The organism is Flagellimonas sp. ABD4_174 (assembly GCF_056160185.1).
Window position 1 is genome coordinate 1842204 of the sequence record NZ_JBSWWP010000001.1, and the last position, 25424, is coordinate 1867627.

The 25424-nt window shown below is 40.8% G+C and carries 25 protein-coding genes; 5 read left to right on the forward strand and 20 right to left on the reverse strand.

Annotated elements, in window-relative coordinates; genetic code table 11:
* From ACXAFK_RS08065 to ACXAFK_RS08100, 8 genes are all read right to left on the reverse strand, one after another.
* Positions 1-495 carry a gluconokinase gene (locus ACXAFK_RS08065; protein ID WP_474957387.1) on the reverse strand — a complete coding sequence of 165 codons (495 nt, stop codon included), beginning with the start codon at positions 493-495 and terminating at the stop codon, positions 1-3.
* A complete protein-coding gene (gene miaA / locus ACXAFK_RS08070; RefSeq protein WP_474957388.1) occupies positions 485-1411 on the reverse strand; it encodes a tRNA (adenosine(37)-N6)-dimethylallyltransferase MiaA in 927 nt (308 codons plus the stop codon). Before miaA ends, ACXAFK_RS08065 begins: the two co-directional genes overlap by 11 nt.
* On the reverse strand, positions 1408-2256 hold the full coding sequence (locus ACXAFK_RS08075; RefSeq protein ID WP_224836710.1) for an ion transporter: 849 nt from the start codon (positions 2254-2256) through the stop codon (positions 1408-1410). Before ACXAFK_RS08075 ends, miaA begins: the two co-directional genes overlap by 4 nt.
* A 7-nt stretch (positions 2257-2263) precedes the next feature.
* Positions 2264-3595: an exonuclease domain-containing protein gene (locus ACXAFK_RS08080; protein ID WP_474957389.1), complete on the reverse strand. Its 1332-nt coding sequence runs from the start codon at positions 3593-3595 to the stop codon at positions 2264-2266.
* 13 nt (positions 3596-3608) lie between these two features.
* Positions 3609-4268 (reverse strand): YggS family pyridoxal phosphate-dependent enzyme, encoded by a 660-nt coding sequence (locus ACXAFK_RS08085; RefSeq protein WP_474957390.1) that lies wholly within the window; start codon positions 4266-4268, stop codon positions 3609-3611.
* A gap of 6 nt (positions 4269-4274) precedes the next feature.
* The gene (locus ACXAFK_RS08090) at positions 4275-5510 is read right to left on the reverse strand and encodes a DUF1015 domain-containing protein (protein ID WP_474957391.1); all 1236 of its coding nucleotides are present in this window, start codon (positions 5508-5510) and stop codon (positions 4275-4277) included.
* Positions 5511-5691: 181 nt separating this feature from the next.
* A complete protein-coding gene (locus ACXAFK_RS08095; RefSeq protein WP_474957392.1) occupies positions 5692-6579 on the reverse strand; it encodes a 3-hydroxyacyl-CoA dehydrogenase family protein in 888 nt (295 codons plus the stop codon).
* A gap of 50 nt (positions 6580-6629) precedes the next feature.
* Positions 6630-7595, reverse strand: a complete 966-nt coding sequence (locus ACXAFK_RS08100; RefSeq protein ID WP_252081252.1) for a Gfo/Idh/MocA family protein — start codon at positions 7593-7595, stop codon at positions 6630-6632.
* 115 nt (positions 7596-7710) lie between these two features.
* Here ACXAFK_RS08100 and ACXAFK_RS08105 point away from each other — a divergent pair, with 115 nt between their 5' ends.
* Entirely contained in the window at positions 7711-8352 is a 642-nt protein-coding gene (locus ACXAFK_RS08105) for a protein-L-isoaspartate(D-aspartate) O-methyltransferase (RefSeq protein ID WP_224836715.1), read from the forward strand.
* Here the strand turns inward: ACXAFK_RS08105 and smpB are convergent.
* The gene (smpB, locus tag ACXAFK_RS08110; protein ID WP_224836716.1) at positions 8349-8810 is read right to left on the reverse strand and encodes an SsrA-binding protein SmpB; all 462 of its coding nucleotides are present in this window, start codon (positions 8808-8810) and stop codon (positions 8349-8351) included. The genes ACXAFK_RS08105 and smpB overlap by 4 nt on opposite strands.
* An 80-nt stretch (positions 8811-8890) precedes the next feature.
* On the opposite strand from smpB, the gene ACXAFK_RS08115 reads away from it, so the two are divergent.
* Positions 8891-9640, forward strand: a complete 750-nt coding sequence (locus tag ACXAFK_RS08115) for a DUF6503 family protein (RefSeq protein ID WP_474957393.1) — start codon at positions 8891-8893, stop codon at positions 9638-9640.
* Positions 9641-9681: 41 nt separating this feature from the next.
* On the opposite strand, the gene ACXAFK_RS08120 is transcribed toward ACXAFK_RS08115, so the two are convergent.
* Complete coding sequence (locus ACXAFK_RS08120) at positions 9682-10206, reverse strand: SixA phosphatase family protein (protein ID WP_252079919.1); 525 nt, start codon at positions 10204-10206, stop codon at positions 9682-9684.
* A 69-nt stretch (positions 10207-10275) separates the two neighbouring features.
* Between ACXAFK_RS08120 and ACXAFK_RS08125 the strand changes: the two genes are divergently transcribed.
* Positions 10276-11694, forward strand: coding sequence for a PorP/SprF family type IX secretion system membrane protein (locus ACXAFK_RS08125; protein WP_474957394.1), 1419 nt, complete (start codon positions 10276-10278; stop codon positions 11692-11694).
* Positions 11695-11820: 126 nt separating this feature from the next.
* Here ACXAFK_RS08125 and ACXAFK_RS08130 read toward each other — a convergent pair whose 3' ends face one another.
* Together ACXAFK_RS08130 and clpB are read right to left on the reverse strand one after the other, a co-directional pair.
* The gene (locus tag ACXAFK_RS08130) at positions 11821-12417 is read right to left on the reverse strand and encodes a TetR/AcrR family transcriptional regulator (RefSeq protein ID WP_474957395.1); all 597 of its coding nucleotides are present in this window, start codon (positions 12415-12417) and stop codon (positions 11821-11823) included.
* 121 nt (positions 12418-12538) lie between these two features.
* A complete protein-coding gene (clpB, locus tag ACXAFK_RS08135; RefSeq protein ID WP_252079916.1) occupies positions 12539-15139 on the reverse strand; it encodes an ATP-dependent chaperone ClpB in 2601 nt (866 codons plus the stop codon).
* Positions 15140-15282: 143 nt separating this feature from the next.
* Between clpB and ytxJ the strand changes: the two genes are divergently transcribed.
* Positions 15283-15672, forward strand: a complete 390-nt coding sequence (ytxJ, locus tag ACXAFK_RS08140) for a bacillithiol system redox-active protein YtxJ (RefSeq protein ID WP_338195496.1) — start codon at positions 15283-15285, stop codon at positions 15670-15672.
* A gap of 76 nt (positions 15673-15748) precedes the next feature.
* Here the strand turns inward: ytxJ and ACXAFK_RS08145 are convergent, their stop codons facing one another.
* Positions 15749-16933 carry a hypothetical protein gene (locus ACXAFK_RS08145; protein WP_474957396.1) on the reverse strand — a complete coding sequence of 395 codons (1185 nt, stop codon included), beginning with the start codon at positions 16931-16933 and terminating at the stop codon, positions 15749-15751.
* A gap of 248 nt (positions 16934-17181) precedes the next feature.
* Between ACXAFK_RS08145 and glyA the strand changes: the two genes are divergently transcribed.
* Entirely contained in the window at positions 17182-18456 is a 1275-nt protein-coding gene (gene glyA / locus ACXAFK_RS08150; RefSeq protein WP_474957397.1) for a serine hydroxymethyltransferase, read from the forward strand.
* A gap of 19 nt (positions 18457-18475) precedes the next feature.
* Here glyA and ACXAFK_RS08155 read toward each other — a convergent pair whose 3' ends face one another.
* The 7 genes from ACXAFK_RS08155 to ACXAFK_RS08185 all read right to left on the reverse strand — a co-directional run bounded on the left by ACXAFK_RS08155 (position 18476) and on the right by ACXAFK_RS08185 (position 25366).
* Positions 18476-19144, reverse strand: coding sequence for a hypothetical protein (locus ACXAFK_RS08155; protein WP_474957398.1), 669 nt, complete (start codon positions 19142-19144; stop codon positions 18476-18478).
* A gap of 180 nt (positions 19145-19324) precedes the next feature.
* Complete coding sequence (locus tag ACXAFK_RS08160; protein WP_224836725.1) at positions 19325-19993, reverse strand: response regulator; 669 nt, start codon at positions 19991-19993, stop codon at positions 19325-19327.
* 27 nt (positions 19994-20020) lie between these two features.
* The gene (locus ACXAFK_RS08165; RefSeq protein WP_474957399.1) at positions 20021-22105 is read right to left on the reverse strand and encodes a tetratricopeptide repeat-containing sensor histidine kinase; all 2085 of its coding nucleotides are present in this window, start codon (positions 22103-22105) and stop codon (positions 20021-20023) included.
* Between the two features lie 314 nt (positions 22106-22419).
* Positions 22420-22593: a hypothetical protein gene (locus ACXAFK_RS08170; RefSeq protein WP_474957400.1), complete on the reverse strand. Its 174-nt coding sequence runs from the start codon at positions 22591-22593 to the stop codon at positions 22420-22422.
* Between the two features lie 139 nt (positions 22594-22732).
* Positions 22733-23467: a LytR/AlgR family response regulator transcription factor gene (locus ACXAFK_RS08175; protein WP_293295073.1), complete on the reverse strand. Its 735-nt coding sequence runs from the start codon at positions 23465-23467 to the stop codon at positions 22733-22735.
* A gap of 466 nt (positions 23468-23933) precedes the next feature.
* The gene (locus ACXAFK_RS08180) at positions 23934-24323 is read right to left on the reverse strand and encodes an acyl-CoA thioesterase (protein ID WP_474957401.1); all 390 of its coding nucleotides are present in this window, start codon (positions 24321-24323) and stop codon (positions 23934-23936) included.
* Complete coding sequence (locus ACXAFK_RS08185; protein ID WP_474957402.1) at positions 24323-25366, reverse strand: glutaminyl-peptide cyclotransferase; 1044 nt, start codon at positions 25364-25366, stop codon at positions 24323-24325. Before ACXAFK_RS08185 ends, ACXAFK_RS08180 begins: the two co-directional genes overlap by 1 nt.
* Positions 25367-25424 lie beyond the last annotated feature (58 nt).

Below are 25424 nucleotides of genomic sequence, written 5' to 3' on the forward strand. Positions count from 1 at the left end.
TTAGTTGAGTTGTTTGAGTATGTCCTTGACAATACTGTCGGGAGACTTGTCAATGGAAACCGAAATTTCGTTGGAAGGAGGTTCCAATGTATCGAACTGTGATTTTAGCAGGTCCATGGGCATAAAATGGTCTTTTCTGGTTTCCAATCTGGACCGAATTAATTCAAAAGTGCCGTTCAAATAAACAAACGCCATACAATTTCCCATTCCTGCTCGTAAGATGCTCCTGTAGTTTTTTTTAAGTGCCGAACATGCTATTATTGCACCGACTTTTTTGTTTTTCAACGCCAATTTATTGAGTTTGATAAGCCATTCTTTTCGATCGTTATCGTTCAATGGGGTGCCGGAGCTCATTTTTTCGATATTGGCTTCGGGGTGAAAGTCATCGCCATCATAAAAAGGCAAGTTGAGTTTTTTTGAAAGCAGTTTGCCGATTTTGGATTTACCGGAGCCACTGACTCCCATAACTACGAGCACGGTTTTATTATGAGGCATAAAGGTCGGTTTTTAATTGGTCTGTAACCATTTGTATCACTTTTTCCGGCTTACCATCAAAAGGGACCCACAAAATAGAATTATTTTTTCGCAGCCATGTTAGCTGCCGTTTTGCAAATCTTCGGGTATTTTTCTTGATTTCAGATATGGCAAATTCCAAAGTGCAATTGCCGTCAAGATATTCAAAAAGTTCCTTGTAACCAACAGTTTGCAGTGCATTAAGTCTTTTATGCTCGTGTAGTTTTCTGGCTTCGTCCAATAATCCGGCCTCCATCATTAGATCTACGCGCTTATTTATTCTTTGGTAAATGATTTCCCTGGGGGCATCAATTCCAATATAGAGTGTTTTAAAGGGTCTTTTGGCTTTGGGTCGGTTTAGAAAAGAGGAATATGGTTTATTGGAAGTTCTGCAAACCTCAAGGGCACGGATCAATCTATGCGGATTTTCCATATCCACTTTTTGGGCGTATTCCGGGTCTCTCTTTTTAAGTTCGGTCTGAAGGCTTTTTAAGCCTTCCTTTTCCAAAGTTTGGTTCAGTGCCAGTCTAATTTCCGGGTCAACATGGGGAAATTCATCCAGTCCGTTGACCACGGCATCCACATACAGTCCGCTGCCACCAACCATTACGGCAATATTGTTTTCCTTAAATAGGTGTGTGAGCAATGCAATGGCATCTTTTTCAAAATCGCCTACGGAATAGGGTTCAAAAATGCTTTTATGCTGAATATAATGATGGTTGGCTTCTTGTAGCTCCTCCAGGGAGGGCACTGCAGTTCCGATATTCATTTCCTTAAAAAACTGACGGGAATCTGCCGATATGATCTCCGTATCGAAATATTTGGCCAGTGTAATGCCCAACGCAGTTTTGCCGATTGCAGTTGGGCCAACTATAGCAAGTAGGATCTTAGTGCTCATAAACCATGTCCGCAGTTATAACAATGCGATGCATCGTCTCTGTGCCCCCCAATACCACAGCATGGACAAGCTTGTGTATTTACGTGGACCATGGGTTCTTTATCAATATCTTTTTTGTCATCTTTACCGCTCTTGGCAATTTCTGCGGTCACAATTCCAGTGGGCACCGCAATAATACCATACCCTAAGATCATGATAACCGTGGCCAAAAACTGTCCTAAACTGGTTACAGGCGTAATGTCACCATAGCCTACGGTGGTCAGGGTAACAACGGTCCAATAGATACTCCTTGGGATACTTGTAAAACCAGCTTCGTTTCCTTCAACAATGTACATCATAGTACCCAGGATCACCGAAAGGATCAAGACCACATAAATAAATACTGCGATTTTAGTTCTACTGGCTTTTAGTGCTTTTTTTAGCTGTGAGGCTTCCCCAATGAACTTGACGAGCTTTAATATCCTGAAAATCCTTAGCAAGCGAAAAGCCCTTACCGCCAAAAGTACTTGTGAGCCGGCCAAAATATAGGAAAGGTACAAGGGAATGGTCGATAAAAAATCTATGATGCCATAAAAACTAAAGATGTATTTCCATGGTTTTTTTATACTGATGATCCTTGCAATATATTCGATGGAAAAAAAGATGGTCACAATCCATTCCATTGCAAGAAGGCTCTTGTGGTACTTCTGATCGATTTCCTGAACACTTTCCAGCATTACCAGAATTACACTGATAATGATCAATACAAAGAGCATCAGGTCAAAAAACTTGCCCGCAGGGGTATCCGCTTCATAAATTATTTCATGAAGGGTATTTTGCCATTTGGGAAGTGGTTTATTGTCCATAAGAAGGTCAAGTGGTTAACGGTATGGTTTTTAGTCGATGGTTTTTTCTTAAGTAGGTTTCCACTATAAAAGTAGTGTTTTCATCGCTACGCAACGGAGTCATAATCGATTCTAAGATATGAATATTATTGATCTGATGATTGAGTTCAACGTACCCAAATCCTTGAAGCTTACCATTTTTAACCAAAACAAAGCTTCGTTCCCCGGTCTCGCGCCCGCGATCTGTTAATGCAATGTTTTTATCTTGAATACTGTACTTTTCAAAAACGGACAATACTTTTTTGTTGCAACAATCTGGGTTGGATCGATTTTCCTTTTCTTGATTATTAGTTTCCCATCCGAGAGACACGGGGCATAGGTCAAACTCTTCAGCAACTTTTTTTAGAAAGCTTTTTGCAGCTTGCGTTCCGTTGAATGCCATTTTTTTGTATTCCAAAGCCCTGCTTTTTTCCACGTCCAGAATTATGTGGTCCGTTCCGTTCCGATTAAAGTCTATGGTGTGGGTAAACAATTTCTTTCTGGAAACATGATTGTACCGTGGTTTGGTTCTCGTTTGCTCTAAATATGCTTTTAGAATGGCAATAAGTTCACTGCCCGTAGTTTCGTAGGTAACCTTTTTGGTTTCTTTTTGCAGTTTGCGAGCTAATTTTCCAACATTGGTAAAATGCTGGTTCACACGCTTTTTAATGTTTTTTGTTTTACCTAAATAGATGATTTCGCCATCCTTGTTGTGCATATAGTACACACCGGTATCGGATGGGAGGTTAAAAACCATGTCCAATTGATTGGGGGATAGTTCTCCGTGGGTTTCTTCGCGTATGACTTCGGTAATGATCTTCTTTTCCGAGTCTTTGTTCAGCAACAATTTAAAAAGTTTCAAAGTAGCAAGGGCGTCGCCATTGGCACGGTGCCTATCGCTCATGGGAATACCCAGTGATCGTGCCAATTTACCCAGACTGTGCGATTCCGCTTCGGGTATGAGTTGTTTGGAAAGGTCCACGGTACAAAGTGTCTTGCGTTGAAAATCATAGCCCAATCGCCTAAATTCCGTTCTAAGGATGCGATAGTCGAACTGGGCATTATGTGCCACTAGAACAGCTCCTTCGGTAATTTCAACGATACGCTTGGCCACTTCATGAAATTTCGGCGCCGACCGCAACATTTTATTGTTGATACCGGTAAGTTTGGCCACAAATGGCTGTATTTCCCTCTCTGGGTTGATCAAGCAGATAAATTTATCGACTACCTCGTGCCCATTGAACCTATGGATGGCAATCTCTGTAATGCCCTCCTCGTTATATTTTCCTCCGGTGCTTTCAATGTCGAGTATCGCGTACATGGAAAATTACTGGTTATGAATAGTTTCTAGCCCCAAATATACTGCTTCCGATCCGCACCATGTTACTGCCTTCCTTTATGGCTAATTGGTAATCACCGCTCATTCCCATGGAAAGAATGCCGATGTCGGGCAATTCTGTTTTAAGATCATCATACAAAGATTTAAGTAGGGCAAACTCCTTACTAACTTGTTTTTTGTCATCCGTAAAAGTTGCCATGCCCATCAAACCAACAATTTTGATGTTTTCCATGGTCTTAAATTCCTCGGAATTGATGAGCTGATCGAGTTCGTTCTTATCAAGACCAAATTTAGTGTCTTCTTCGGCAATATGTATTTGTAGTAAGCAAGGTATTACACGGTCATGCTTTTTTGCCTGTTTGTTGATTTCCTTGAGTAACCGAGGGCTGTCCACCCCATGGATCAAGGAGACAAACTCGGCCATGTATTTTACCTTATTGCGTTGTAGGTGGCCTATCATGTGCCATTCGATGTCCTTGGGCAAATCTTGCCATTTTTGGACCATTTCCTGTACTTTATTTTCTCCAAACACCCGTTGCCCGGCATCATAGGCTTGCATAATATCTTTATTCGGCTTGGTTTTGGAAACGGCAACTAAGGTAACCCCTAAAGGGAGTTCGGATTTTATTTTATCGAGATTATCTTTTATGGACATAGTTTTCTATAATTCATAAATCGCCAGCCCGCTGCGGAGCTTAGGCTCAATATACGTGCTTTTTGGGGGCATTACCAAACCCGCATCGGCAATGGCCTTAATTTCTTCTATGGTTGTGGGAACAAGGCTAAAACCAACGGCAAAAGCTCCCGAATCCACCATATCTTTCATTTGGATCAGGTTGTTTTTGCCATAACCGTAACAAATCCGGTCATCGTTTCGTAGGTCTGTAATCCCCAAAATGGGTTCCAAAACAGTTTTGTACAAAATTTGAGTGTCCAATTTACTCAAAGCATCGGGAAAAACGTGATTGGTTTTTCTAAAATGAAGGGTATAAAACTCTCCGGCCAAATACATGCTGAACTCATGTTTTTTGGAGGGTTTTCTCAGTCCGTCCATTCTTTTCTCGATACGGAAATGTTCGTCCAACTGGATAAGGAATTCTTTCTTGGAAAATCCGTTCAAATCCTTCACCATTCGATTGAACTCAAAAATTTTCATCTGGGACTCAGGAATCAGATAAGCCATAAAATAATTGTAGGCTTCCTCTCCGGTATGGTTGGGGTTTTCGGTCTTTTTAATATCTGCCAACAAACTGGAAGAGGCACAACGGTGGTGTCCGTCCGCTATGTATAGCGAGTTTAGGTCTCCAAAAGCACTTTCCAGTTTTTTTATGCCCTCGGGGTACGATATTTTCCAAAGCTTGTGGTTTACTTTGTCCGTAGTGGTAAAATCATATTCGGGCTCGCGCTGTATTTTTCGTTGGAATATTTCATCTACCAAATCACTGTCCTCGTAAGTCATTAAAACCGGTTCTGCATTAAAACCTACGGTGTGCAGGTAATCTGCAAAAAGTTCTTCCCGGTCTTGTATGGTGTCCTCATGTTTTTTGATGACGTTGCTCCTGTAATCATCCACGCTACATGCACAAAAGAAGCCTAAACTCTTAAAATCATCCTTTTCTATTTGATAGAGATAAAAACTGGGCTCTTTGTCCTTTTGAAAGATGTTTTCTTCCAAAAACTCCAAATACCGATTATGTACAAGTCCAAAACGCTCCTTTCCCTTAATGTTTTTATCGAACTTGAATCCTGGATTTATGATATGTAAAAACGAGAACGGGTTGTACTGCAGTACAGCCTTGAGCTCTTCTTTTGAATATTCCTCGTAGGAGCGCGATGCAACAAAAAAAGCTTTGTCCTTTGTGGGGCGAATGGCCTTAAAAGGCTTAACTATGGCCATGAAATTCCTTATATAGTTAAAAGAGGTGCTTCCCTCTAATTATTAATTATCGCTACTTAATTTCGAAATACTTGGTCTTCTTTGTCATTTCGAATGTAGTGAGAAATCTCAGTAGTATTTAAAGTTATGAGATTCCTCGTCGCTTTGTTCTGTTGGAATAACGATCAAATTCTTTTTAATCCTATTTAAATTGTGCGGAAACGTTTTCGGCTTTTCTGGACTCGGAATAATCGTAAAAGCCTTCACCTGATTTTACCCCTAATTTACCGGCCATCACCATATTCACAAGTAGAGGGCATGGGGCATATTTTGGGTTTTTGAAACCATCGTACATCACATTTAGGATGGAAAGACATACATCCAATCCAATAAAGTCGGCAAGTTGCAATGGACCCATGGGGTGAGCCATTCCCAATTTCATTACCGTATCTATTTCTCTAACGCCGGCGACACCGTTGTACAAAGTTTCGATGGATTCGTTGATCATAGGCATTAAGATCCTGTTGGCCACAAATCCAGGATAATCGTTTACCTCGGTCGGGATTTTGCCCAATTTCTTGGATAGCTCCATAATGGTTTGGGTAACGTCGTTTGAGGTACTGTAGCCCCTTATGATCTCTACCAATTTCATAATTGGCACAGGATTCATAAAATGCATTCCGATTACTTTTTCCGGGCGTTTGGTGGCCGCTCCTATTTGTGTTATGGAAATGGAAGAGGTGTTGGTTGCCAAAATGGTTTCGGGCTTGCATATTTCGTCCAAATCCTTGAAGATCTTTAGTTTGATGTCCAAATTTTCCGTAGCTGCCTCTACCACAAGATCGGTATCGTTTACACCGTCCTTTACATTGGTGTAAGTGGTTATATTGGCCAATGTACCCTCTTTTTTGGCTTTGTCTATCACTTCCTTGGCAATCATACGGTCCAAATTTTTGGTTATTGTGGCCATTCCTTTGTCCAAAGATACTTGGGAAATGTCCACAAGATTTACATGATATCCGTTTTGTGCGAATACATGGGCAATTCCATTACCCATGGTTCCGGCACCGATTACAGCTATTTTTTTCATTGTATTTAGTTTGTATGGCTTTGTTCTCGGAACGGAGAACAACAACTGAGTTAATTTTTAAAGGATTCGATTATTTGAAGGGCCACTCTAAGGGCATTGGCACCTTGCTCCAAGCTCACGATCGGTGTAGTATCGTTGTTGATGGCATTGGCAAAGGTTTCCAATTCGTCCAAAATGGCATTGTTGGCGTCTATTTCGGGGTTTTCAAAATAAATCTGCTTTTTATCGCCCTCGGCATTCTGGAGAATCATATCAAAATCACCAGGGTTTTCTGGTGCGTCCTTCATTTTTACAACCTCTACCTTTTTCTCTAAAAAGTCGACGGATATGTAGGCATCGCGCTGAAAGAACCTGGATTTACGCATATTTTTTAAGGAAATCCGACTCGATGTTAGATTGGCGACACAGCCGTTCTTAAATTGGATTCGGGCGTTTGCTATGTCTGGGGATTGACTGATCACCGAAACGCCACTTGCGTTTATTTTTTCGACTTCGGATGGAACAACGCTTAAAATAGCGTCAATATCATGGATCATTAAATCCAAGACCACGGGAACATCGGTTCCCCTGGGGTTAAATTCTGCCAAACGGTGCGTTTCTATGAACATGGGATTGTCGATCTTGTCCTTTACGGCCAAAAAAGCAGGGTTAAATCGCTCCACATGTCCCACTTGCCCTTTTACGCCATGCTGTTTGGTAAGTTCGAGCAATTCTTCGGCTTCTTCAAGTGTGTTGGTGATAGGTTTTTCAATAAATATGTGCTTGCCTTTTTCAATGGCCTTTTTGGCACAATCAAAATGTGAAAGGGTAGGGGTTACAATATCTACAACATCAACGGCATCGATCAATTTATTGATGTTCTCAAAATAATTATATCCAAATTCCGCTGCGACTTTCTTGGCGTTGATCTCATCGGGGTCATAAAACCCGACCAGTTCGTATTTGTCCGATTGGTTTAGGAGCCTCAGGTGTATTTTCCCTAAATGTCCTGCTCCAAGGACACCAACTTTTAGCATATTTCCTGTTTTCGTCAAAAATAAGGATATGATGTCAGTTTCCATAAATTTTTGATCGGAAGTAGAGCGATATTTTTAGGGAACTTTTTAAATTCGTGCCTCCAGACCACAGACCATGAAGGATACGCTCAAACATAGGGGAATGCGCAAGAACTTGGCAGAAGTTGTAGCGGCCAAGGGAATTACCGATCAAAAAGTTTTAGAGGCCATAAAGACTATTCCAAGGCACTTGTTTTTAGATAGCAGTTTTGAAGATCATGCGTATCAGGACAAGGCATTTCCCATTGGTGCGGATCAAACGATTTCCCAACCGTATACCGTAGCTTTCCAGACGGAATTGTTGCAGGTTGAACCCAATGCCAAGATTTTGGAGATAGGTACCGGGAGCGGGTATCAAACTGCTGTTTTATTGTATTTAAGGGCTAAAGTGTACACCATTGAAAGACAATCGGAACTGTTTAAATCCACCCGATTGTTTTTTAATAAAATGCACTATCGCCCCAAGAAGATGATTTTTGGGGATGGATATAAGGGATTGCCGCAAGAAGCTCCTTTTGATGGTATTATTGTTACTGCTGGCGCCCCAGAAGTGCCCAAACCGTTATTGTCCCAACTAAAAATAGGTGGTAGGCTGGTAATCCCGGTGGGTGTTGACGAGCAGATCATGACACTATTTGTGCGTAAGTCTGAAAAGGAATTCGAGAAAAAGGAATTTGGGTCGTTTCGGTTTGTTCCGCTGTTGGAAGACAAAAATTAATTATTGAAACTCTTTTTGATCCGGGAGAGATTGCGCTTATTGTCACGATCCTTTATGGTTTCCCGCTTATCGTACAGTTTTTTCCCCTTGGCAAGTCCAATATTCATTTTGGCGAGACCTCGATCATTTATAAAAACATTTAAGGGAACAATGGTCAATCCAGTTGTGGCGACCTCTTTTTGAAGTTTTTTCAACTCCCTTTTGTTGAGCAATAATTTACGTTCTGCTTTTGGCCTATGGTTGTAATGCCCACCATGGCTATACTCATCGATCTGCATATTGATCACAAACAGCTCGCCCTTTGGATTAAACTCACAAAAACTTTGCGAAATAGAGGCTTTGCCCAATCGAAGGGATTTAATTTCGGTACCGCCCAAAACTATACCTGCTGTGTAGGTGTCCAGGATTTCGTAATCGAACCGGGCTCTTCTGTTTTTTATGTTGATATTTTTCTGCATTGGGGACAAAAATATAAACTCTTTAGCAAGATTTTTGTAATGTTACGTTAGATTTTACGAATAAGTATCAAAACTCATCTATGAAAAGAATTTTATCCCTGATCCTTTTAGTTATTGTTATTAGTTGCAAACAAGAACCTAAAAAAGAACTGACCGCCCAAGATATTGTAAATAAATCCATTGAAGATAGCGGGGGTAAACTGTTCGAAACCCATGAAGTGACCTTCGATTTTAGGGATTTAAAATATAGATCGGAAAATATTGACGGTAATCGGGTTTATACGCGTACAAGGGATTTGGACTCGGTAGTCGTAAAAGATATTATGAACATGGATAATTTTGAGCGATACATGAATGACTCCTTGGTAAAAGTCAAGGATTCCATGGCTCAACTTTATACCAACTCCATTAACTCTGTCCACTATTTTGTGCGGTTGCCATTGGGGTTGAACGATGCCGCAGTAAACAAAGAGCTATTGGGCAAGGAGACCATTAAAAATAAAGAATACTACAAGATCAAGGTAACATTCGACCAGCAAGGTGGAGGAGTCGATTTCGAAGACACTTATGTATATTGGTTTAACACAGAATCATTTAAACCTGATTACTTGGCTTATAGCTTCCATGTAAACGGTGGTGGACAGCGATTTAGAAAGGCATATAACGAGCGTTATATTGGCGGTATCCGTTTTGTGGATTATGAAAATTATAAACCCAAACAAGAAGGAAGCGATATATTGGAAATTGGCCAGTTGTTCCATACGGACGGGCTGGAACTATTATCCAAAATAGAAACTAAAAATATTACCGTTACGGACGAATCGGAATAAAGCTATCTTTGGTCAATACAATTTTTTTGGAATAGAATTGGTTAATCCATTTTTAGTCGAATGTCGGTTGGGACACCATCGATAAAACGAACAATAAAAAGACTGCTGTTGTCCGAGTCGTCCATTTGATCGTATTTTTCCAAGCCTAAAATTTTATTTACCAGCATGGGGGTGGTATTGCTGTGGCCTACCACTAATATGTTCTTACCTTCATTAAGAAGCTTAAACTCCTCAATATCCAAAGTTTGTGGATCGTAGTACTCAATATCGATATCTTTTTTGATAGAGGTCGGCGCAGCGGTCATGGATGTGCGCTCGTAATTGGTGGAATACACTTTGTCCAAAGAAATAGGGTCGAAAACTTCTGCCCAGCGAATAGCTCTGTCGAGACCATCTTGATTTAGCTCCGGGTCCGGGTTGTCCGGATCGGTCCTGTCCTTTTCTGCATGACGAATAAAATAAAAGGTGGAGATAACAGGGTCTTCCACAATTTTTGTATCTTTTTTGCATCCGATACTTCCAACGAGTATAATTGCAAGAGCAATTAGCGGTTTGATGGTTCGCATAGTTCTATTCAGAGTTCCCTAGTTTTTATTTGTCCGTTTAAAAGTAACGTTTAATTTTTATTTTCTTGTATGCGAAGATTAGTGGTTTGTATTTTGGTACTGGTAAATTTCTGGTTTAGTAGGGGGCAAGAACTTGTTTTGCCATCGGATTTTAGGCAACATACGCTCACCCAGTTCAATGCCAGTTTGTGGAACCCTACCTATTCCCTGGATTGGAACAGGCCGAACTCACTATCCATTTGGACGCGTTGGCAATGGCAGAGTATCGACGGAGACCCAACATCTATCTTTGTAAATTATACCCATCAATTAAATCCGATGGCTGTTGTCGCAGGTGGTTTTTTACAACATAATACGGGCTTATTTTTATACACGGGAGGCAACTTGAATTTTGCGCAAACTTTTCAGCTCGATGATGGGGTCGACCTAATGGCCGGACTAAATACATTTGCTTTTAGGCAAACCGTGGCAGATGAGCGGTTTGGGCTGGAAGACGAACTGACCCCTGAGGAACTGGAAGATCTTGAGGGATTTAGGGTCCAATTTTCACCAGCTCTTCGACTAATGGTCAATCGTTTTAGTGTTGGTGTAGCATTTGAAAATGCTGTGGGTTTTAGTGTATCCGGGAATGTCGAGAATATGGATAGTTTTCAGGTGGTTACCGGAACATTGGCCAACGACTTTCCAGTAACGATATCGGATGCTTTTGGGGACAGTTTTGTTCGGCCTGTGGTATATGTAAAATCTGTACCAGAGGGCGATACCCAATATGGCATTAATGGACTTTTGTCCACATCCAAGTTTTGGGTGCAGGGCGGGTATAATAGTTTTTATGGTGCATCCGGAGGGCTGGGTGTTACTATAGCCAATACTTTTTCCTTAGGCGGGCTTATGGAATTTGGAACAGACGATCTATTGACCGATGAAGATCCTACCATAGAAATTGTAGCGTCTTATCACTTTGGAAAAACAAAATCCAGGGAAAAGCATCAAGACCCTGAGGATGACAAAGAAAAATCAAGGCAGCTCGAAGAAGAAATCGAGCGACAACGCAAAGAAAAGGAACAAAGGGAACTCCAAGCTAGAAGAGAGATGGAGCGAGAGAAAGATTCGTTGTCCGAAATCCAACGAAAGAACGTGCAATTGGAGCTTCAACGTAAAAAAGATAGTATTGCACGTTTACAGAATCAAACAGTGGAAGTAAAACCCAATGAACGATATGAGGAAGTTGAAAGCGAGGACGGTCTGCAGGCCGGTTTTTATCTGATCGCCAATGTGTACGGCACAAAGAAATATTTCGAGAGTTTTATGGAAACGGTCCGTGAGATGGGACTAGAGCCCAAATCTTTCTACAGAAAATCCAATAGATATAATTATGTATACTTGGAAAGGTATAACACCATGGAAGAGGCCAGAAAAGCAAGGGACAGTAAATTTTATGGTAAATACGTGTACAAAACATGGATTTTTAGGGTGAGAGGGAATTAATTCTATTCAACTTTCCATGTTTGCCTCAAGTTGTAAGTCATCGATAGTGGCGAAAAAGGGGGGAGATCTGGTCGCAATGCATTCTTTCCTGTCCGAACCATTTTGAAAGCAACCAAAGGATTCGTCTTATTTTCTAAGCTCTTGTTTTATCAAATATTCCAAATAGGTGATGGTGTTCATCAAATATTTGCGATCCTGTGTCATCGTACTCATTGCAATGGCACCTTGGATCATGGTGAATAATTGCTTGGCAAACTGCAGAGGCGGGACCGCAAGTCTGATTTGGTTTTGTTTGGCACCGTTTTCTAGTACGAGTGCGATTTTGCCCTCGACCTCCTTTATGGTTTCTTTTACGGCAGCGGCCAAGAGCTTGTTGTTTCCTTGTGCATCAACACCAACATTTAGCAGTGGGCATCCACCCATGGGCAGTGTAAATACGTCATATTGTTTGTAAAAACCCAGTAAGGAGTACAGTTTATCCAAAGCAGCCGTTCCAAACTCCAGTTTATGGTCTATGGCGGACAACAATAAATTTCTATTGTACTCGAAAGAAGAAAGGGCCAGCGCCTCTTTGTTTTCAAAATTACCATAAATAGCACCTTTGGTCAGGCCGGTGGCCTCTGTAAGATCACTCATACTGGTGCCCACGTAGCCATGTTTGTTGAAAATGGGGGCCACGGTTTCAATAATGTACGCTGTGGTCCTTTCGGCTTTCTTGGTCATTTTAGTAAAGGTTGGTATTGGTGGAAACTAAGATATAAAAAATCAGATACTGTCTGGTATTTTCCAAAACAAAAGCCCCTACTTTAACAAAGTAAGGGCTCGTTTTAAGGGCGATTTAATGTTATTCCACCAATTCGTTCTGATTTCTGAACACCAATTGGTCGTCAAAAGAATCCAGTAGAACAATACTGTCCGAGCTAATTTTGCCCGAAAGCAGTTCTTTGGACAAGCTGTTCAATACTTCTTTTTGAATCAATCTTTTGACCGGTCTGGCACCGTATTGGGGGTCGTAACCTTTCTCTGCCAAATAAGCGATGGCTTCTTGTGTGGCATCCAACGTAATATTTTGCTTGGACAACATTTTCTTTAAGTTTTCCAATTGAAGCCCTACAATGTCCTTGATATCCGATTTGCTCAACGGGGTAAACATGATAATGTCGTCTATTCGGTTCAAAAACTCTGGCCTAATGGTTTTCCTTAGTAATCCCAGCACCTCTACTCGAGCTGCATCGGAAGCACTTTCCACATCCACGGCATCTTCGAACTTCTCTTGGATAATGTGGCTGCCCATGTTACTGGTCATTATAATAATGGAGTTTTTAAAATCTGCCACTCGACCTTTGTTGTCGGTCAGTCTTCCCTCGTCCAGCACTTGCAAAAGGATGTTGAACGTATCTGGGTGTGCTTTTTCTATCTCGTCCAACAGGATTACCGAATAAGGCTTCCGCCGTACGGCTTCCGTTAATTGTCCACCTTCATCATATCCTACATACCCCGGAGGGGCCCCGACCAACCTGCTAACGGAATGGCGTTCTTGGTACTCGCTCATATCGATCCGTGTAATTGCATTTTCGTCATCGAACAAGTATGAGGCCAGGGTTTTTGCCAACTCGGTTTTACCTACCCCTGTTGTACCTAGAAATAGAAAAGAGCCTATAGGTTTTTTGGCATCTTGCAATCCGGCCCTACTTCTTCGGATGGCATCGGAGACGGCAATTATTGCCTCATCTTGGCCCACTACGCGCTTGTGGAGTACATCTTCCAATTTTAAAAGTTTCTCTCTTTCGCTCTGCATCATCTTGTTGACCGGGATACCTGTCCATTTGGCAACTACTTCCGCAATATCCTCATAGGTTACTTCTTCTTTGATCAGAGTACCTGCGGTTTGCTGCGTTGCAAGCTCTTCTTGTAACTTGTCCAATTTTTCCTGGGCTTCTTTGATCTTGCCATATCGCAATTCTGCTACCTTACCGTAATCGCCATTGCGTTCGGCACGTTCGGCCTCTACTTTATAGTGTTCGATATCCTCTTTGGTTTTTTGGATATTGTCCACCACGGTTTTTTCACTCTCCCATTTGGCGAAAATTTCGTTACGGTCTTCCTTAAGGTTGGCCAGTTCCAAATTCAACGACTTTAGTTTGGTCGTATCGTTTTCTCGTTTAATGGCTTCGACCTCAATTTCCAGTTGCATGATCTTTCTGTCCAAAACGTCCAGTTCTTCGGGTTTGGAATTAATTTCCATTCGAAGTTTGGAAGCGGCCTCGTCCATAAGGTCGATTGCCTTGTCCGGCAAAAAGCGATTGGTAATGTAGCGTTGAGATAGTTCCACGGCACCGATTACGGCATCATCCTTAATTCGGACCTTGTGGTGGGCTTCGTACTTTTCCTTTATACCTCTAAGTATGGAAATGGCACTTTCGGTATCGGGTTCGTCCACGATTACCTTTTGGAACCTGCGCTCCAGGGCTTTGTCCTTTTCAAAATATTTTTGATATTCATCCAAAGTTGTGGCTCCTATGGCCCTGAGTTCACCACGTGCCAACGCAGGTTTTAGAATATTTGCAGCGTCCATTGCACCCTGTCCGCCACCTGCGCCTACCAGTGTGTGAATTTCATCAATAAATAGTACAATATTGCCATCGGAGGAGGTAACTTCCTTGATTACGGCCTTAAGGCGCTCCTCGAACTCGCCCTTGTATTTTGCTCCTGCGATAAGTGCGCCCATATCGAGCGAATAGATTACTTTGTCCTTTAGGTTTTCCGGTACGTCTCCTTGAATAATTCGGTGCGCCAGACCCTCCGCGATCGCGGTTTTACCTACCCCGGGCTCACCAACGAGCATGGGATTGTTTTTTGTTCTACGGGACAAAATTTGCAGTACCCTTCGAATTTCTTCGTCCCTCCCGATTACGGGGTCCAATTTGCCGCTATCGGCCATTTGGTTAAGGTTGTTTGCATATTTATCCAAGGAATTATAGGTGTCCTCGGCACTTTGCGAGGTAACCTTTCCACCTTTTCGCAGTTCTTGAATGGCAGTTTTAAAATCTTTCTCCGTAGCACCCTGATCTTTTAAGATCTGGGCAATTTTACTTTTGGATTTAAAAATGGCCAATAGCAAATGCTCGACCGAAACATATTCATCGCCCATGTTCTTTGCAATGATGCTGGCCTCGTTCACCGTTTTACCTGCTTCTCTGGATAGCATTGTTTCCCCTCCCGAGACCTTGGCAAAACTCTGCAGTTCCTTGTCCAATATTTGGTTGATGAGGTTGGTATTGACGTTCAATTTTTTTAGTATGAAAGGCAATACGTTTTCATCGACTTCGGCAATAGCCTTGAACAAATGCTCGTTTTCGATTTGTTGATGCCCAAATTCTTGGGCCAACTGTTGAGCCCTTTGAATGGCTTCTTGTGATTTTATGGTAAAATTATTAAAGTTCATAGTTGTTGTTTTTTTTGAATTAAGTCAACAACCTTACCATGAAGAAGATACCGTCAAAATGTCTGTAAAACTCAATAAAAATAAGACATTTAGTCAGTTGTAAGCTTTTTGTTCCCCTACGACTTATCCTGTAAATTTGTGATATGGGATTATTTGACAGTGTTTTCGGAAAAAAAGAGAAAACCAATACGGAAAAGAAGGAATTGCCCTGGGTTCCATTGGAATCATTGGAGCAATTGGAGACGATTAAGGAGAAATCAAAAGCGAGACCCCAAATTGTTTATAAGCATTCCAGTACATGCGGTATCAGCAGAATGGTATTGGGCATGTTTACCGAAGGATATGATATGGATTTGGAGGTCGATATTCATTTTTTAACGATTCAGCGCAATCGGGATGTATCCAACGCGATAGAGGACCAGTTCAAAGTACGGCATGAGTCGCCACAATTGCTAGTAATCAAGAATGGCGAAGTGGTTTTCCATACATCCCACGGAGCTATTTCGGATGTAGATTTGAAAAAGTACCTGTAGGTTTTGGATAGGTTTCGACTCGAGCGTGGCCAAGAACGTTAATACATCTCGACCACGCTCGATACGGCACCATTTTTTAATTGAACTGGTACTTGGAAACAATGCTCTTTAGGCGTGCTTTTAGATCTTCGCCTGCATCGTAGACCATTTGTTCGTTCGACGGAAAAGGAACTTCCCTAGCGTTCAAGTACAACAAAAGGTCGTCTTCCAAGGCTCTTTTGTCTCCTTGATAATTGGCGAAGATATGTTCAAAAATAAATTCGCTCGATAGGGGGTAGGAGTTGATTTCCTGTCCGCTCCGTAAATCTGTAAAACTCACTTTAGCGCCAATTTGAGCACTTTTGGTCTGGGTAAACTGGAACAATTTACAAGTAACCGTTCGCATTTTATCTACTTTTATTTTGTTTCCCAAACTATCCTTTACCACATTGCCATCGTTGTCCAAGAGGTATTGCCAACCGTCTTTGATTTGTCTCTCTTTTATCACTTGGGTTTCGTTGATACGCTCCGGAGACACGTTGATCTCCATAAAATCCAAGTTCATGGCATAATCATATTTTACATTTTCCAAAGGGTTGGTGTGGTATTGCAACCAGAAGTTATCAATGCCAAAGGCATTAAAATCCAAAAGCTCCGACTCCAATCGCTCCGGGATGATCTGTTGTGTCTGATTTGCAATGTCCACCCTTACGAATTCCAAACCTTTATTGTAGGCTTCATCCATTTTTGCTGCCGTTTCCCGGTAGCCCGGGTTAATTTCCTGCAAATATTTTAAATCATCATAGGCATTTCTGTAATCCGATTTATACTTGGCCGTGGATAGTAGGTTCAGGGCATTTTGGTATAAATGCTCGGAAAGTTCATCCTTGGTATTTAAGATATTGTTATCGTAGTTTACAAAATTGAACTCGGCGTTTCTTCCTTCATCTGAAATATACAAAGGTAGTAAAGGTCTTATACGCTGTTGGATTTGTTTTAACTGTAAATATTTATTGTAGATGTTTTCCAAATTCGCGGGATTGCCATCATTCTGAAGAAATGAAATTTCTTGTTGCTCCCTCGCGGCATTTTTGGCAAAGGCCTCTTCCAATAAAACAATGTACTGTTGATGTCCTTTTTTGGTCTTGTTCTCGGCCAGGTTCTTTATGGCCTTGTTCATTGCTGTAATGTAGTTGCCCGTATTGAGGGCCTCCTGTGTTTTCTTTACGCCGCTGCAAGCGCTAAAAACAATTATTGCGGTTAAGAGTAAAATTTTTTTCATAGGTTCAACTTTATTGGTTTGATTAGGGGGAATTCAATAGCTGTGCCAAAATTCCCCAATTTATAAACGAAAAAGGTCGAAGGGTAGTATATCGTGGACCAAAAGGCTTTAAAACAGGGTTTTTATTACTTTTTGGGATTAGGCACATTGTTAACTGTTGTTTGATAAAAATACACAGCTAACGGTTTTTTATAGATAAAAATATACTGGCAATTCGTAATTTTACCGCTTATTAAAAACAAAGGCAAATGCAACGAGACCACAAAATTTTTGAACTAATAGCACAAGAAAAGGATAGACAATTGGAAGGTATTGAATTGATAGCTTCAGAAAACTTTGTAAGTCCACAGGTAATGGAAGCTGCAGGTTCCGTACTTACCAATAAATATGCAGAGGGATATCCTGGAAAGCGCTATTATGGTGGTTGCGAAGTGGTGGACCAAGTAGAGCAATTGGCCATTGACAGGGCCAAGGAACTTTTTGGAGCGGCATACGCCAATGTACAACCACATTCGGGTTCGCAGGCCAATGCATCGGTTTACCATGCATGTTTAAAGCCGGGTGACACTATTTTAGGTTTTGACCTCTCCCACGGCGGGCATTTAACTCATGGTTCGCCCGTAAACTTCTCCGGAAAATTGTACAACCCGGTCTTTTATGGTGTGGACGAGGAAACAGGCATGCTGAACTACGACAGAATTCAGGAGATCGCCGATAAGGAAAAACCCAAATTGATCATTGCCGGGGCATCTGCCTATTCGCGCGATATGGATTTTAAACGATTTAGGGAAATTGCCGATAGTGTAGGCGCTATTTTGTTGGCCGATATATCGCACCCAGCAGGATTGATCGCAAAAGGAATTTTGAACGATCCTATTCCGCATTGCCATATTGTGACTACCACTACCCACAAAACATTGCGTGGTCCGCGTGGTGGCCTTATTTTAATGGGTGAAAATTTTGATAACCCATTTGGCATACGATTAAAGAACGGTAACCTTAGAAAAATGTCGGCACTTTTGGACCTAGCGGTTTTCCCAGGAAACCAAGGAGGCCCACTGGAGCATGTGATCGCTGCCAAAGCGGTTGCTTTTGGTGAAGCACTTTCCGACGAGTTCTTACACTATATGGTACAGGTGAAGAAAAATGCCGCTGCCATGGCCAAAGCCTTTATGGATAAGGACTACAAAGTAATATCGGGCGGTACGGACAACCACATGATGTTGATAGATTTGAGGAATAAAAACATATCCGGCAAGGAAGCCGAACAAGTTTTGGTAAAAGCGGACATTACTGCCAATAAGAATATGGTACCTTTTGATGATAAATCACCATTTATAACCTCAGGTATACGTTTTGGAACGTCGGCAATAACCACAAGAGGCCTTAAAGAAGAAGATATGGAGACCATTGTTGGGTTCATCGATGAAATTTTAATGGATGCTGAGAACGCGGCCAAAATTGCCCAGATAAAACAAAAGGTCAACGATTTAATGAAATCGAGACCCTTGTTCAGTGTTTAGTAATCGCTAGCGTAAAGCGTTATTCGTACAAGAAAATACTTTCGTCGAACAGTTTTTTCTTTCGTAGGGAATATATTAGGGCCTTGTGCTTTTGTCCTTTATCAAAGTAAAGGCCCCAATAATCGTAATAACCGCATTTTGTTCGTAGTGTAGAGGTTTTCTTTTGGATAGCGGTGTTATTGTCTTCAAAAACAGGAACAAAAATCTCATACGGCATTTCGGTCAATCCTTTGGTAAAATAAACAAAGTGTTTGCCTAAGGCCGTTAAAATATTGCTGGCCTCTTCAAGGATGCTGTTCTTGTGCAAACGGGTTATAACTATAGAGGTATCCTTAAAATGGAGAGATAGCTCTAAAATGTCCATGGGATAGGGACTTTTATTGTTCAGGACCTCCAGTGCTTTGTCCAACGATTTGGATATGTCCGAGTGGGTCTCTTCTACAAAATTATAATTGCCCCAATCGCCATTGTTAAAATGACGTAGGCATTCCCCTATACCAAAATTATGATGAAGGTCGATGACCAGATTAGTGGAATGGTTTTTTGAATCGTGCCTGCAAATTACTTTGGCAGTAGCGAAAAAATACTTTTCGAGTACGCGTAAAAAATCATCCAATCCATCGGTGGCCAAATAGGTTTTTGGACCAGATTTTTTATGATTGTTATTTGGTTTATTTGATGATGACATGTGGAGTTGATTGAATTTCGTGATTCCTTCAACATAAAATTAGGATGAATCTTTTGCATGGGATTACAGATTATCCTTAAAAATTCTGGGGGTTTTCCCTTGTTTGTAAGTTTTTTTTGATTTTTTGGGCCTAAACCAACCACAAAATCGTCACAACGCCTTATTTTACGGTATTCGAGCCTAAATAAAACCTCGGTTTTTTGCGGCTAAGATCAGGGCAAGATCGTTTTCGTTTTCGGTTCCGAACAATGTCTTTAGGTGCCTTTTTCTATTTTCAATGGAAGAAGGGGAGAGCCTGATAAATTTTTCCAGATCCTTGTTCTTTGTTCCTTTGGAAAGGTGATATAGTATTTGTTTGTCCTTCTCGTCTATTTCTATGTCATTGGCCATCTTTTTTCTTATGGCCCCCAATGCCTTGGACGAATAATAAGGAGGCTCTGTCATTATGGTTCTAACGGCTTCTTCCAGCGTTTTGGGGTCAATATCCGTTTTAACCAGGTAACCATCTGGATCCACGGATTTTAATATACTGTTGATCCTAAAGTTGTCGCTAAAGGAAGACATAAAAACAATTTTACTCTCGGGAACAATTTTACGGGCCAAAATACCAAGATCCTCACCGGTATAGGGCTGGTCTTCATTTGGGGCAAAAAGTTGGACATCCAAAAAAAGGATATCGTATTTAAAGGTATTAACGGAATCCTCTATCAGTTTTTTACCTGTGTGGTAAGAGGTAGCTGTATCGACTATAATATTGTGGCCATCGAATTCTATGCCTTCGAGTATGAACTTGTACCCGAGCATGGTCATTTCATGGTCGTCTATTGCAAGTATTCGTAGTGTTTTCATCGTAGGTATTCTTATTAATTTGGGGGACTATGCGTTTACAACATGGTTTTGGTCCGTTGTTTCGAACTCAACATATTTGGCCGGCATGGTAACCACTATAGAGGTACCTTTCCCGGGCCGACTGTCAATGTCCAAAACTCCTTTAACTTTTTTAACTCTGGAAACAATGTTCCTTAACCCGATTCCTTTCTTTTTTCTACTGGGATCAAAACCAACACCGTCGTCGGTTATGGTTAGTTTTAATCTGCCGTTGGTTGATTGAAAGGAAATGGATACATTTTGACTTTTTGCGTGTTTTACACAGTTTTTTAATGATTCTTGAACTATTCTATAGGCATTGATCTTAATGTCTCCCAGCAAATTGTCCCAATTTAATTTTTTGTCGTAAGCAAAGGAACAATTCATGCCGGACGATTTCTCAATTTCGTTGATCATGTCTTCCATGGACACGATAAAATTATGAAATTTTTCATAGGATGCATGGTTCAGTTCATGGGAAATTGTGCGAATTTCCTCTTCGACAAGACGTAGTTTTTCTATTAAATTGGTTCTTTGGTCAATTGAGGCTTGGTCGTTTCTTTCGTTCAATCCACCTAAAATAAGCCGTATGCCCAGCATTTCTCCCAAAATACCATCGTGCAGCTCTTCGGATATTCGTTTTTGTTCCAATTGTTTACCTTCTTTAAACTTACCTTGTTGGGATAGCATTAAATTGTAAATTTCTTGATTGCTCTCCTGTAAACGCTGTTTCGATTTTAATTGACTGTTGCTCACATAAAGGGAAATAATAATCAAAAATCCGATACCAAAAGTTATAAAAAGGGCGGTAAAGTATATCCAAACTTGTTTTTCCTTGATCAAAATTTGGTTGGCTTCGATAACTTGATCGGTTTCCAATCGTATTCTGGCAAATTTATCTCGTTTGGTTCGTTCCTCTACTTTTATAATATCGCTTAATTGGGCATATTCCTCAAAATACGATTTAGAATTGGCCGGATCTAGGCCGTTCAACAACCGCAGTGCGTCCAACATACGGTCGTTGTTGTAGGTTTCTTTGGCAACCTCGAACGATTCCTTGGCTTGGGCAATAGCTTGTAGGGTATCTTTTTTAGCGGCCAAGACCTCTGCATAGTAATAATTAAGGCGGGCACGATCGTATAAATCGCCATATTCTGCGTTTACCACAAAAGCTTCGTTTAGGAGCTGTTCTGCTTGCTCGGCATCGTTGTCTAGTTTTAAAAGAGTATAGGCTAAACTGCCCAAGGCTTTTTGGTATGTGCCCGGTAAGTTTTGTTTAAAAGCTTTATCCGAGAAAAGCTGTTTGTATTCTTGCTTAGCTTTTTCATAGTCCCCTGAATTTAAATGCACACTGGCGATATTGTTTTGGATAACCCATTTCGATTTGTCTTTATCGGGTCTATTGGATTTGTCCAAGTATTCCAAAGCTTTGTTATAGGATTCAATCGATTTTTCGGTATTTCCCATTCCATTGGCTAGTACACCTAGTAAATTGTAACTACTATGAAGTCTATAATTATCTTCCAGATCATCGAATATTTTTATGGCGGCAGTGGCGCTGATCTCACCGCCCAGATAATCCTTGTAAGAGTCTTGTACCCGAGCCATTCCATAATACATTCTTGCTTGGAGTGATTTTGAAGTGGAATCCACAGGCATTTTTTCGAAACTTTTTAATGCGTTGCGGTAATAAAACATAGCACTGTCCATTACACCTTTGGATTGTAAAAAAAGAGCCAAATCCCAATTGGAATAGCCCAACACCTTGTTTGATTTGGCGTTCTGCGATAGCTTGATCAATTCTTGATTGGTTCTCCTAAAATTTAAAGAGTCCCTAATTCTTAAATAGGCCAAAGATATTCTAGAGAATTGTTCAAGCTTTATGGAGTCGTTCGAAAAGGTCATAGTTTTTTCTTCCGCTTGTTTTAAATAGGCCTTTTTGTCCTCCAAGGGCAGCTCTTTTGCGGTTTCGGCAATGTTTACCAGCTCCTTTATGGTATCTAGTTCAGGACTGGTAGTTGCCTCGGTTTTTGGGGATTGCTTGGTGCACCCCCAGATCAATACTGCCAGTATTGCAAAGCTTACGTTCTTCAAACTAATGCGGTTTATTTAACCAAGGTAACAAAAAAAGCCCCAAAGCAGTATAGTTTGGGGCGTGGTTTTATAGTATTGTTACATTGGTTTTAGCGAATATCCGTGGGGCTTTGTTGTAACCTTATAAGGCTATTCTTTCTCAGGCCCATTTCAATTCTTTGTTGTAACGATATTTCTTGTTGACTTAACTCAGTGGTAAGCGCTAGGCTCTGCTCCAATTTCTCATCTTTTTTATATAAAAGTATGGTCAATACAATCAGAACTAAGGCAAAAAGTTTATTTATGTGAGGTTTTGGCATAATTAGCAAGATCAATTATTCGTTGTCACCACGTCCATCCGGGGGAATAACATCATCATCTGTAGCGCTCTCGTCAATGGTAAGTTGTTCGAACAGGGCCTCGGTTTCCTGTACATCCGTTTCGCTTTCGCAAGAGTAGAATCCTACTGTTAACAAGGCCAATGCTAAAATGCTAAATACTTTTTTCATAATATTAGGTTTTTGGTATAAATATTAGGTTTATACCGGCTAAATTATGAGGCATTTAAAGTAAGCGAAGTAGTTTTAGCCTGGGAGTAGTAAAGCCAAGGTTTCTGCTAGAATTTGACTATGATCTGTTAGAATTCTCTTAATTAAGGGCCTTTGTTGCTGTTTTGGAGAGTGTTTGCTTTAAAAGATCCACCTTGTCCTTGTAGGTCTTGGAAAAAGGAAGTTCTTCTACTTTACCATAATTAAGGCTGCAAATGGATTTGCCATAGTTTATCCGAGAAACATATCGGCTGTTGATGATATAACTCTGGTGTACCCGTATAAATTGCCCTGGCAATTGTTTTTCGAAAGATTTCAGGGTTTTAAAAGCGCTGACAACGCTCCCGTCCTTCATAAAAAAATCGGTAGAGTTGTTATCGGATTTTAGATATAGGATGTTGTTCATGTCCAAGTATCTGTAATCTTTATATGATTTTAAACAGATAGTGGAGGGGGTATCTTGCTTTGGATGCATCTTGCGCAAACGCAAAACCGTTTTTCTTATATCAAACTCGTTATGGGGTAGGATCCAATAATCAAAAAATCCGCTCTTAATGGCATTGTATGCATATGCCTTGGTTTTGGCGTACCCTATTATTAAGGGAAGTGTCTGCATATATTGGTTGAGCTCCGCGACCATTTGGAAGTAATCCACACCATCTTTACCTAGATTGATGAGCACCACATCGGGGTTGAACTTTAAAATGGAATTTAGACCTGCCGAGGCATTGGTATCGACACTTGTGCACATAAAATCATCGTATTCCTCCAAGTAAAGCTGTAACTGTAGCTTAGAAGATGCATCCGAGTCTATTATGTTATAGGTGTATTCCATTTACAAATTGCTGATTGCAAGTTACTAACGCACGAAAAAAACTCATTGCAGTTTTCCCTTAAAAAAACTAGGGATTTCTTCCTAAAACGGGTTATTTTCCTACAGTTTTCCATAAAAAAACGTTAAACAGGAAATAACTGTAATTTTTCTTGGAGAATTTTTAACCCAAATTTTAGGTCAGAATTAATGGTGGTCCACACCCTTTTTTATTACAAGTTTTTTAAGAAAAAATCAAAATAGGGTTTGGAAAGATGTGTGCTTAGTAGGTTCAATAAATAGCTTTGGTTTATGTTTGGTCTACTACTATATTACAATTTGTACTATAAGGCTCAAAATTTTAATCGGAAGAATTTCGGTTTTGCCCTATAAATTCGATGAACTGCTGTTTTTTTAATGAGATCAAAGCACAAAAACATGGTCAAAACTTTGTTTTACAGAGTCTTAGTCGTACAAGGGAGAGGTGCTGTTATTCAAAAAGTACTTTGATTTCTTCAGGAATTCGTTTGGGACGGAAAGTCCTTGCGTCCAACAGGCACCATTCCGTTACACTTTTTACCAAAAGATTTCCCGTTTTGCGGTCTGTAATTTCCACCACACGGGTCGATATGGGCCCTTTGCTGCTTTTTATGTACGTTTTCAGGTGTAGGGTATTGCCCAATAAGGCGGATTTATGGTATGTGATATTGTGGTTGCGGACCACCCAGACCATACTCTTTTGAGTTTCTTGCGACGTAGCAGAGGTCCAATGTTTTTTGGAAATATCCTGGATCCATTCAATATACCGGATATTGTTTACGTGGTTCAGGTCGTCCAGATCATTTTGGACAACCATTACGGTTTTGGTATAACTCCGCATTACTGCTTCTTAAGGATTTTTACCTCAAAAAGTTTGTCCCAGTTTTTACCGGTCACAAAAAAAGTTTTCTTTTCTGGATGATAGGCAACCCCATTGAGCACCGAATTGCTATCGTCCCATTCAGCACCTTTCTTCACTTTATTTTTTAGACCTCCAAAATTAATTACACCCTCTATAGCACCGGATGTTGCATCTATGATCATCATGCTCTCCTTTTGGTACACGTTGGCATAAATTTTTCCGTTCACATATTCCAGTTCGTTGGCCTTATTAAAAATTGATTTGTTGGTCGCTATCTCAATGTATCCGGTTTCTTCAAGGGTATCTGGGTCCAAGAACCATATTTTTTCGGTACCGTCGCTTTTGAATATTTTACCGCCATCGTTGCACAGGCCCCATCCTTCGCGACTTTTACCATAGGTAAAGTTTTTGATTTTTTCCAAATCGCCAATGTTGTACACAAAGCCGATACCGCTCTGCCAGGTAAGTTGATACAATTTATCGTTCAGTATAGTAATGCCCTCTCCGAATATAGAGGCATCCATATCGATCTGTTGCATAACTTCTCCCGTCTCAAAATTGACCTTTCGCACAGTGGAAGCTCCTTTTTTGCCCGTACTCTCATATAAAACTCCTTCATGAAACTCTAAGCCCTGTGTATAGGCCCCGGTATCGTGGGGGTAGGTGTTCAAAATTTTGTAGGTGTAAATTTCTGGTGCCGACTCCGCCAATACCCTGATCTCTTTTTCAACTTCTACGGTTTGATCTTCAATATTGAACTTGGCAATAAGTGTTTTGGTGCCCAAAGTGGGCAGGGCCATGGTCAATTTTCCATTGGTAAGGGGCATTTCCTTGCCATCGATTAGGTACTGCAGATTCGAAATTTCGATGTCCTTTTTGTTCTTTAAAGCAACACCCACCTGCTGGTTTAGCTGTATTGATTTGTTTTCCAGCTGAATGGAGAAGTGCTTGGCCGGGTCGGGATTACCGCCACAGGCCAAAAAGAAAAGCAATGTAGTTGTTGCGAAAAAAAGTTTGCCCATGGTTTTGAGTGTTTGTGTCATAGCAAGTTATCAAGAATCTTCGAAATTAAGAATGAAA

Excerpts from the sequence above, each read along its gene's own strand:
- ACXAFK_RS08065 (WP_474957387.1), bottom strand. The coding sequence starts at position 495 with ATGCCTCATAATAAAACCGTGCTCGTAGTTATGGGAGTCAGTGGCTCC.
- miaA (WP_474957388.1), bottom strand. The coding sequence starts at position 1,411 with ATGAGCACTAAGATCCTACTTGCTATAGTTGGCCCAACTGCAATCGGC.
- ACXAFK_RS08075 (WP_224836710.1), bottom strand. The coding sequence starts at position 2,256 with ATGGACAATAAACCACTTCCCAAATGGCAAAATACCCTTCATGAAATA.
- ACXAFK_RS08080 (WP_474957389.1), bottom strand. The coding sequence starts at position 3,595 with ATGTACGCGATACTCGACATTGAAAGCACCGGAGGAAAATATAACGAG.
- ACXAFK_RS08085 (WP_474957390.1), bottom strand. The coding sequence starts at position 4,268 with ATGTCCATAAAAGATAATCTCGATAAAATAAAATCCGAACTCCCTTTA.
- ACXAFK_RS08090 (WP_474957391.1), bottom strand. The coding sequence starts at position 5,510 with ATGGCCATAGTTAAGCCTTTTAAGGCCATTCGCCCCACAAAGGACAAA.
- ACXAFK_RS08095 (WP_474957392.1), bottom strand. The coding sequence starts at position 6,579 with ATGAAAAAAATAGCTGTAATCGGTGCCGGAACCATGGGTAATGGAATT.
- ACXAFK_RS08100 (WP_252081252.1), bottom strand. The coding sequence starts at position 7,595 with ATGCTAAAAGTTGGTGTCCTTGGAGCAGGACATTTAGGGAAAATACAC.
- ACXAFK_RS08105 (WP_224836715.1), top strand. The coding sequence starts at position 7,711 with ATGAAGGATACGCTCAAACATAGGGGAATGCGCAAGAACTTGGCAGAA.
- smpB (WP_224836716.1), bottom strand. The coding sequence starts at position 8,810 with ATGCAGAAAAATATCAACATAAAAAACAGAAGAGCCCGGTTCGATTAC.
- ACXAFK_RS08115 (WP_474957393.1), top strand. The coding sequence starts at position 8,891 with ATGAAAAGAATTTTATCCCTGATCCTTTTAGTTATTGTTATTAGTTGC.
- ACXAFK_RS08120 (WP_252079919.1), bottom strand. The coding sequence starts at position 10,206 with ATGCGAACCATCAAACCGCTAATTGCTCTTGCAATTATACTCGTTGGA.
- ACXAFK_RS08125 (WP_474957394.1), top strand. The coding sequence starts at position 10,276 with ATGCGAAGATTAGTGGTTTGTATTTTGGTACTGGTAAATTTCTGGTTT.
- ACXAFK_RS08130 (WP_474957395.1), bottom strand. The coding sequence starts at position 12,417 with ATGACCAAGAAAGCCGAAAGGACCACAGCGTACATTATTGAAACCGTG.
- clpB (WP_252079916.1), bottom strand. The coding sequence starts at position 15,139 with ATGAACTTTAATAATTTTACCATAAAATCACAAGAAGCCATTCAAAGG.
- ytxJ (WP_338195496.1), top strand. The coding sequence starts at position 15,283 with ATGGGATTATTTGACAGTGTTTTCGGAAAAAAAGAGAAAACCAATACG.
- ACXAFK_RS08145 (WP_474957396.1), bottom strand. The coding sequence starts at position 16,933 with ATGAAAAAAATTTTACTCTTAACCGCAATAATTGTTTTTAGCGCTTGC.
- glyA (WP_474957397.1), top strand. The coding sequence starts at position 17,182 with ATGCAACGAGACCACAAAATTTTTGAACTAATAGCACAAGAAAAGGAT.
- ACXAFK_RS08155 (WP_474957398.1), bottom strand. The coding sequence starts at position 19,144 with ATGTCATCATCAAATAAACCAAATAACAATCATAAAAAATCTGGTCCA.
- ACXAFK_RS08160 (WP_224836725.1), bottom strand. The coding sequence starts at position 19,993 with ATGAAAACACTACGAATACTTGCAATAGACGACCATGAAATGACCATG.
- ACXAFK_RS08170 (WP_474957400.1), bottom strand. The coding sequence starts at position 22,593 with ATGAAAAAAGTATTTAGCATTTTAGCATTGGCCTTGTTAACAGTAGGA.
- ACXAFK_RS08175 (WP_293295073.1), bottom strand. The coding sequence starts at position 23,467 with ATGGAATACACCTATAACATAATAGACTCGGATGCATCTTCTAAGCTA.
- ACXAFK_RS08180 (WP_474957401.1), bottom strand. The coding sequence starts at position 24,323 with ATGCGGAGTTATACCAAAACCGTAATGGTTGTCCAAAATGATCTGGAC.
- ACXAFK_RS08185 (WP_474957402.1), bottom strand. The coding sequence starts at position 25,366 with ATGGGCAAACTTTTTTTCGCAACAACTACATTGCTTTTCTTTTTGGCC.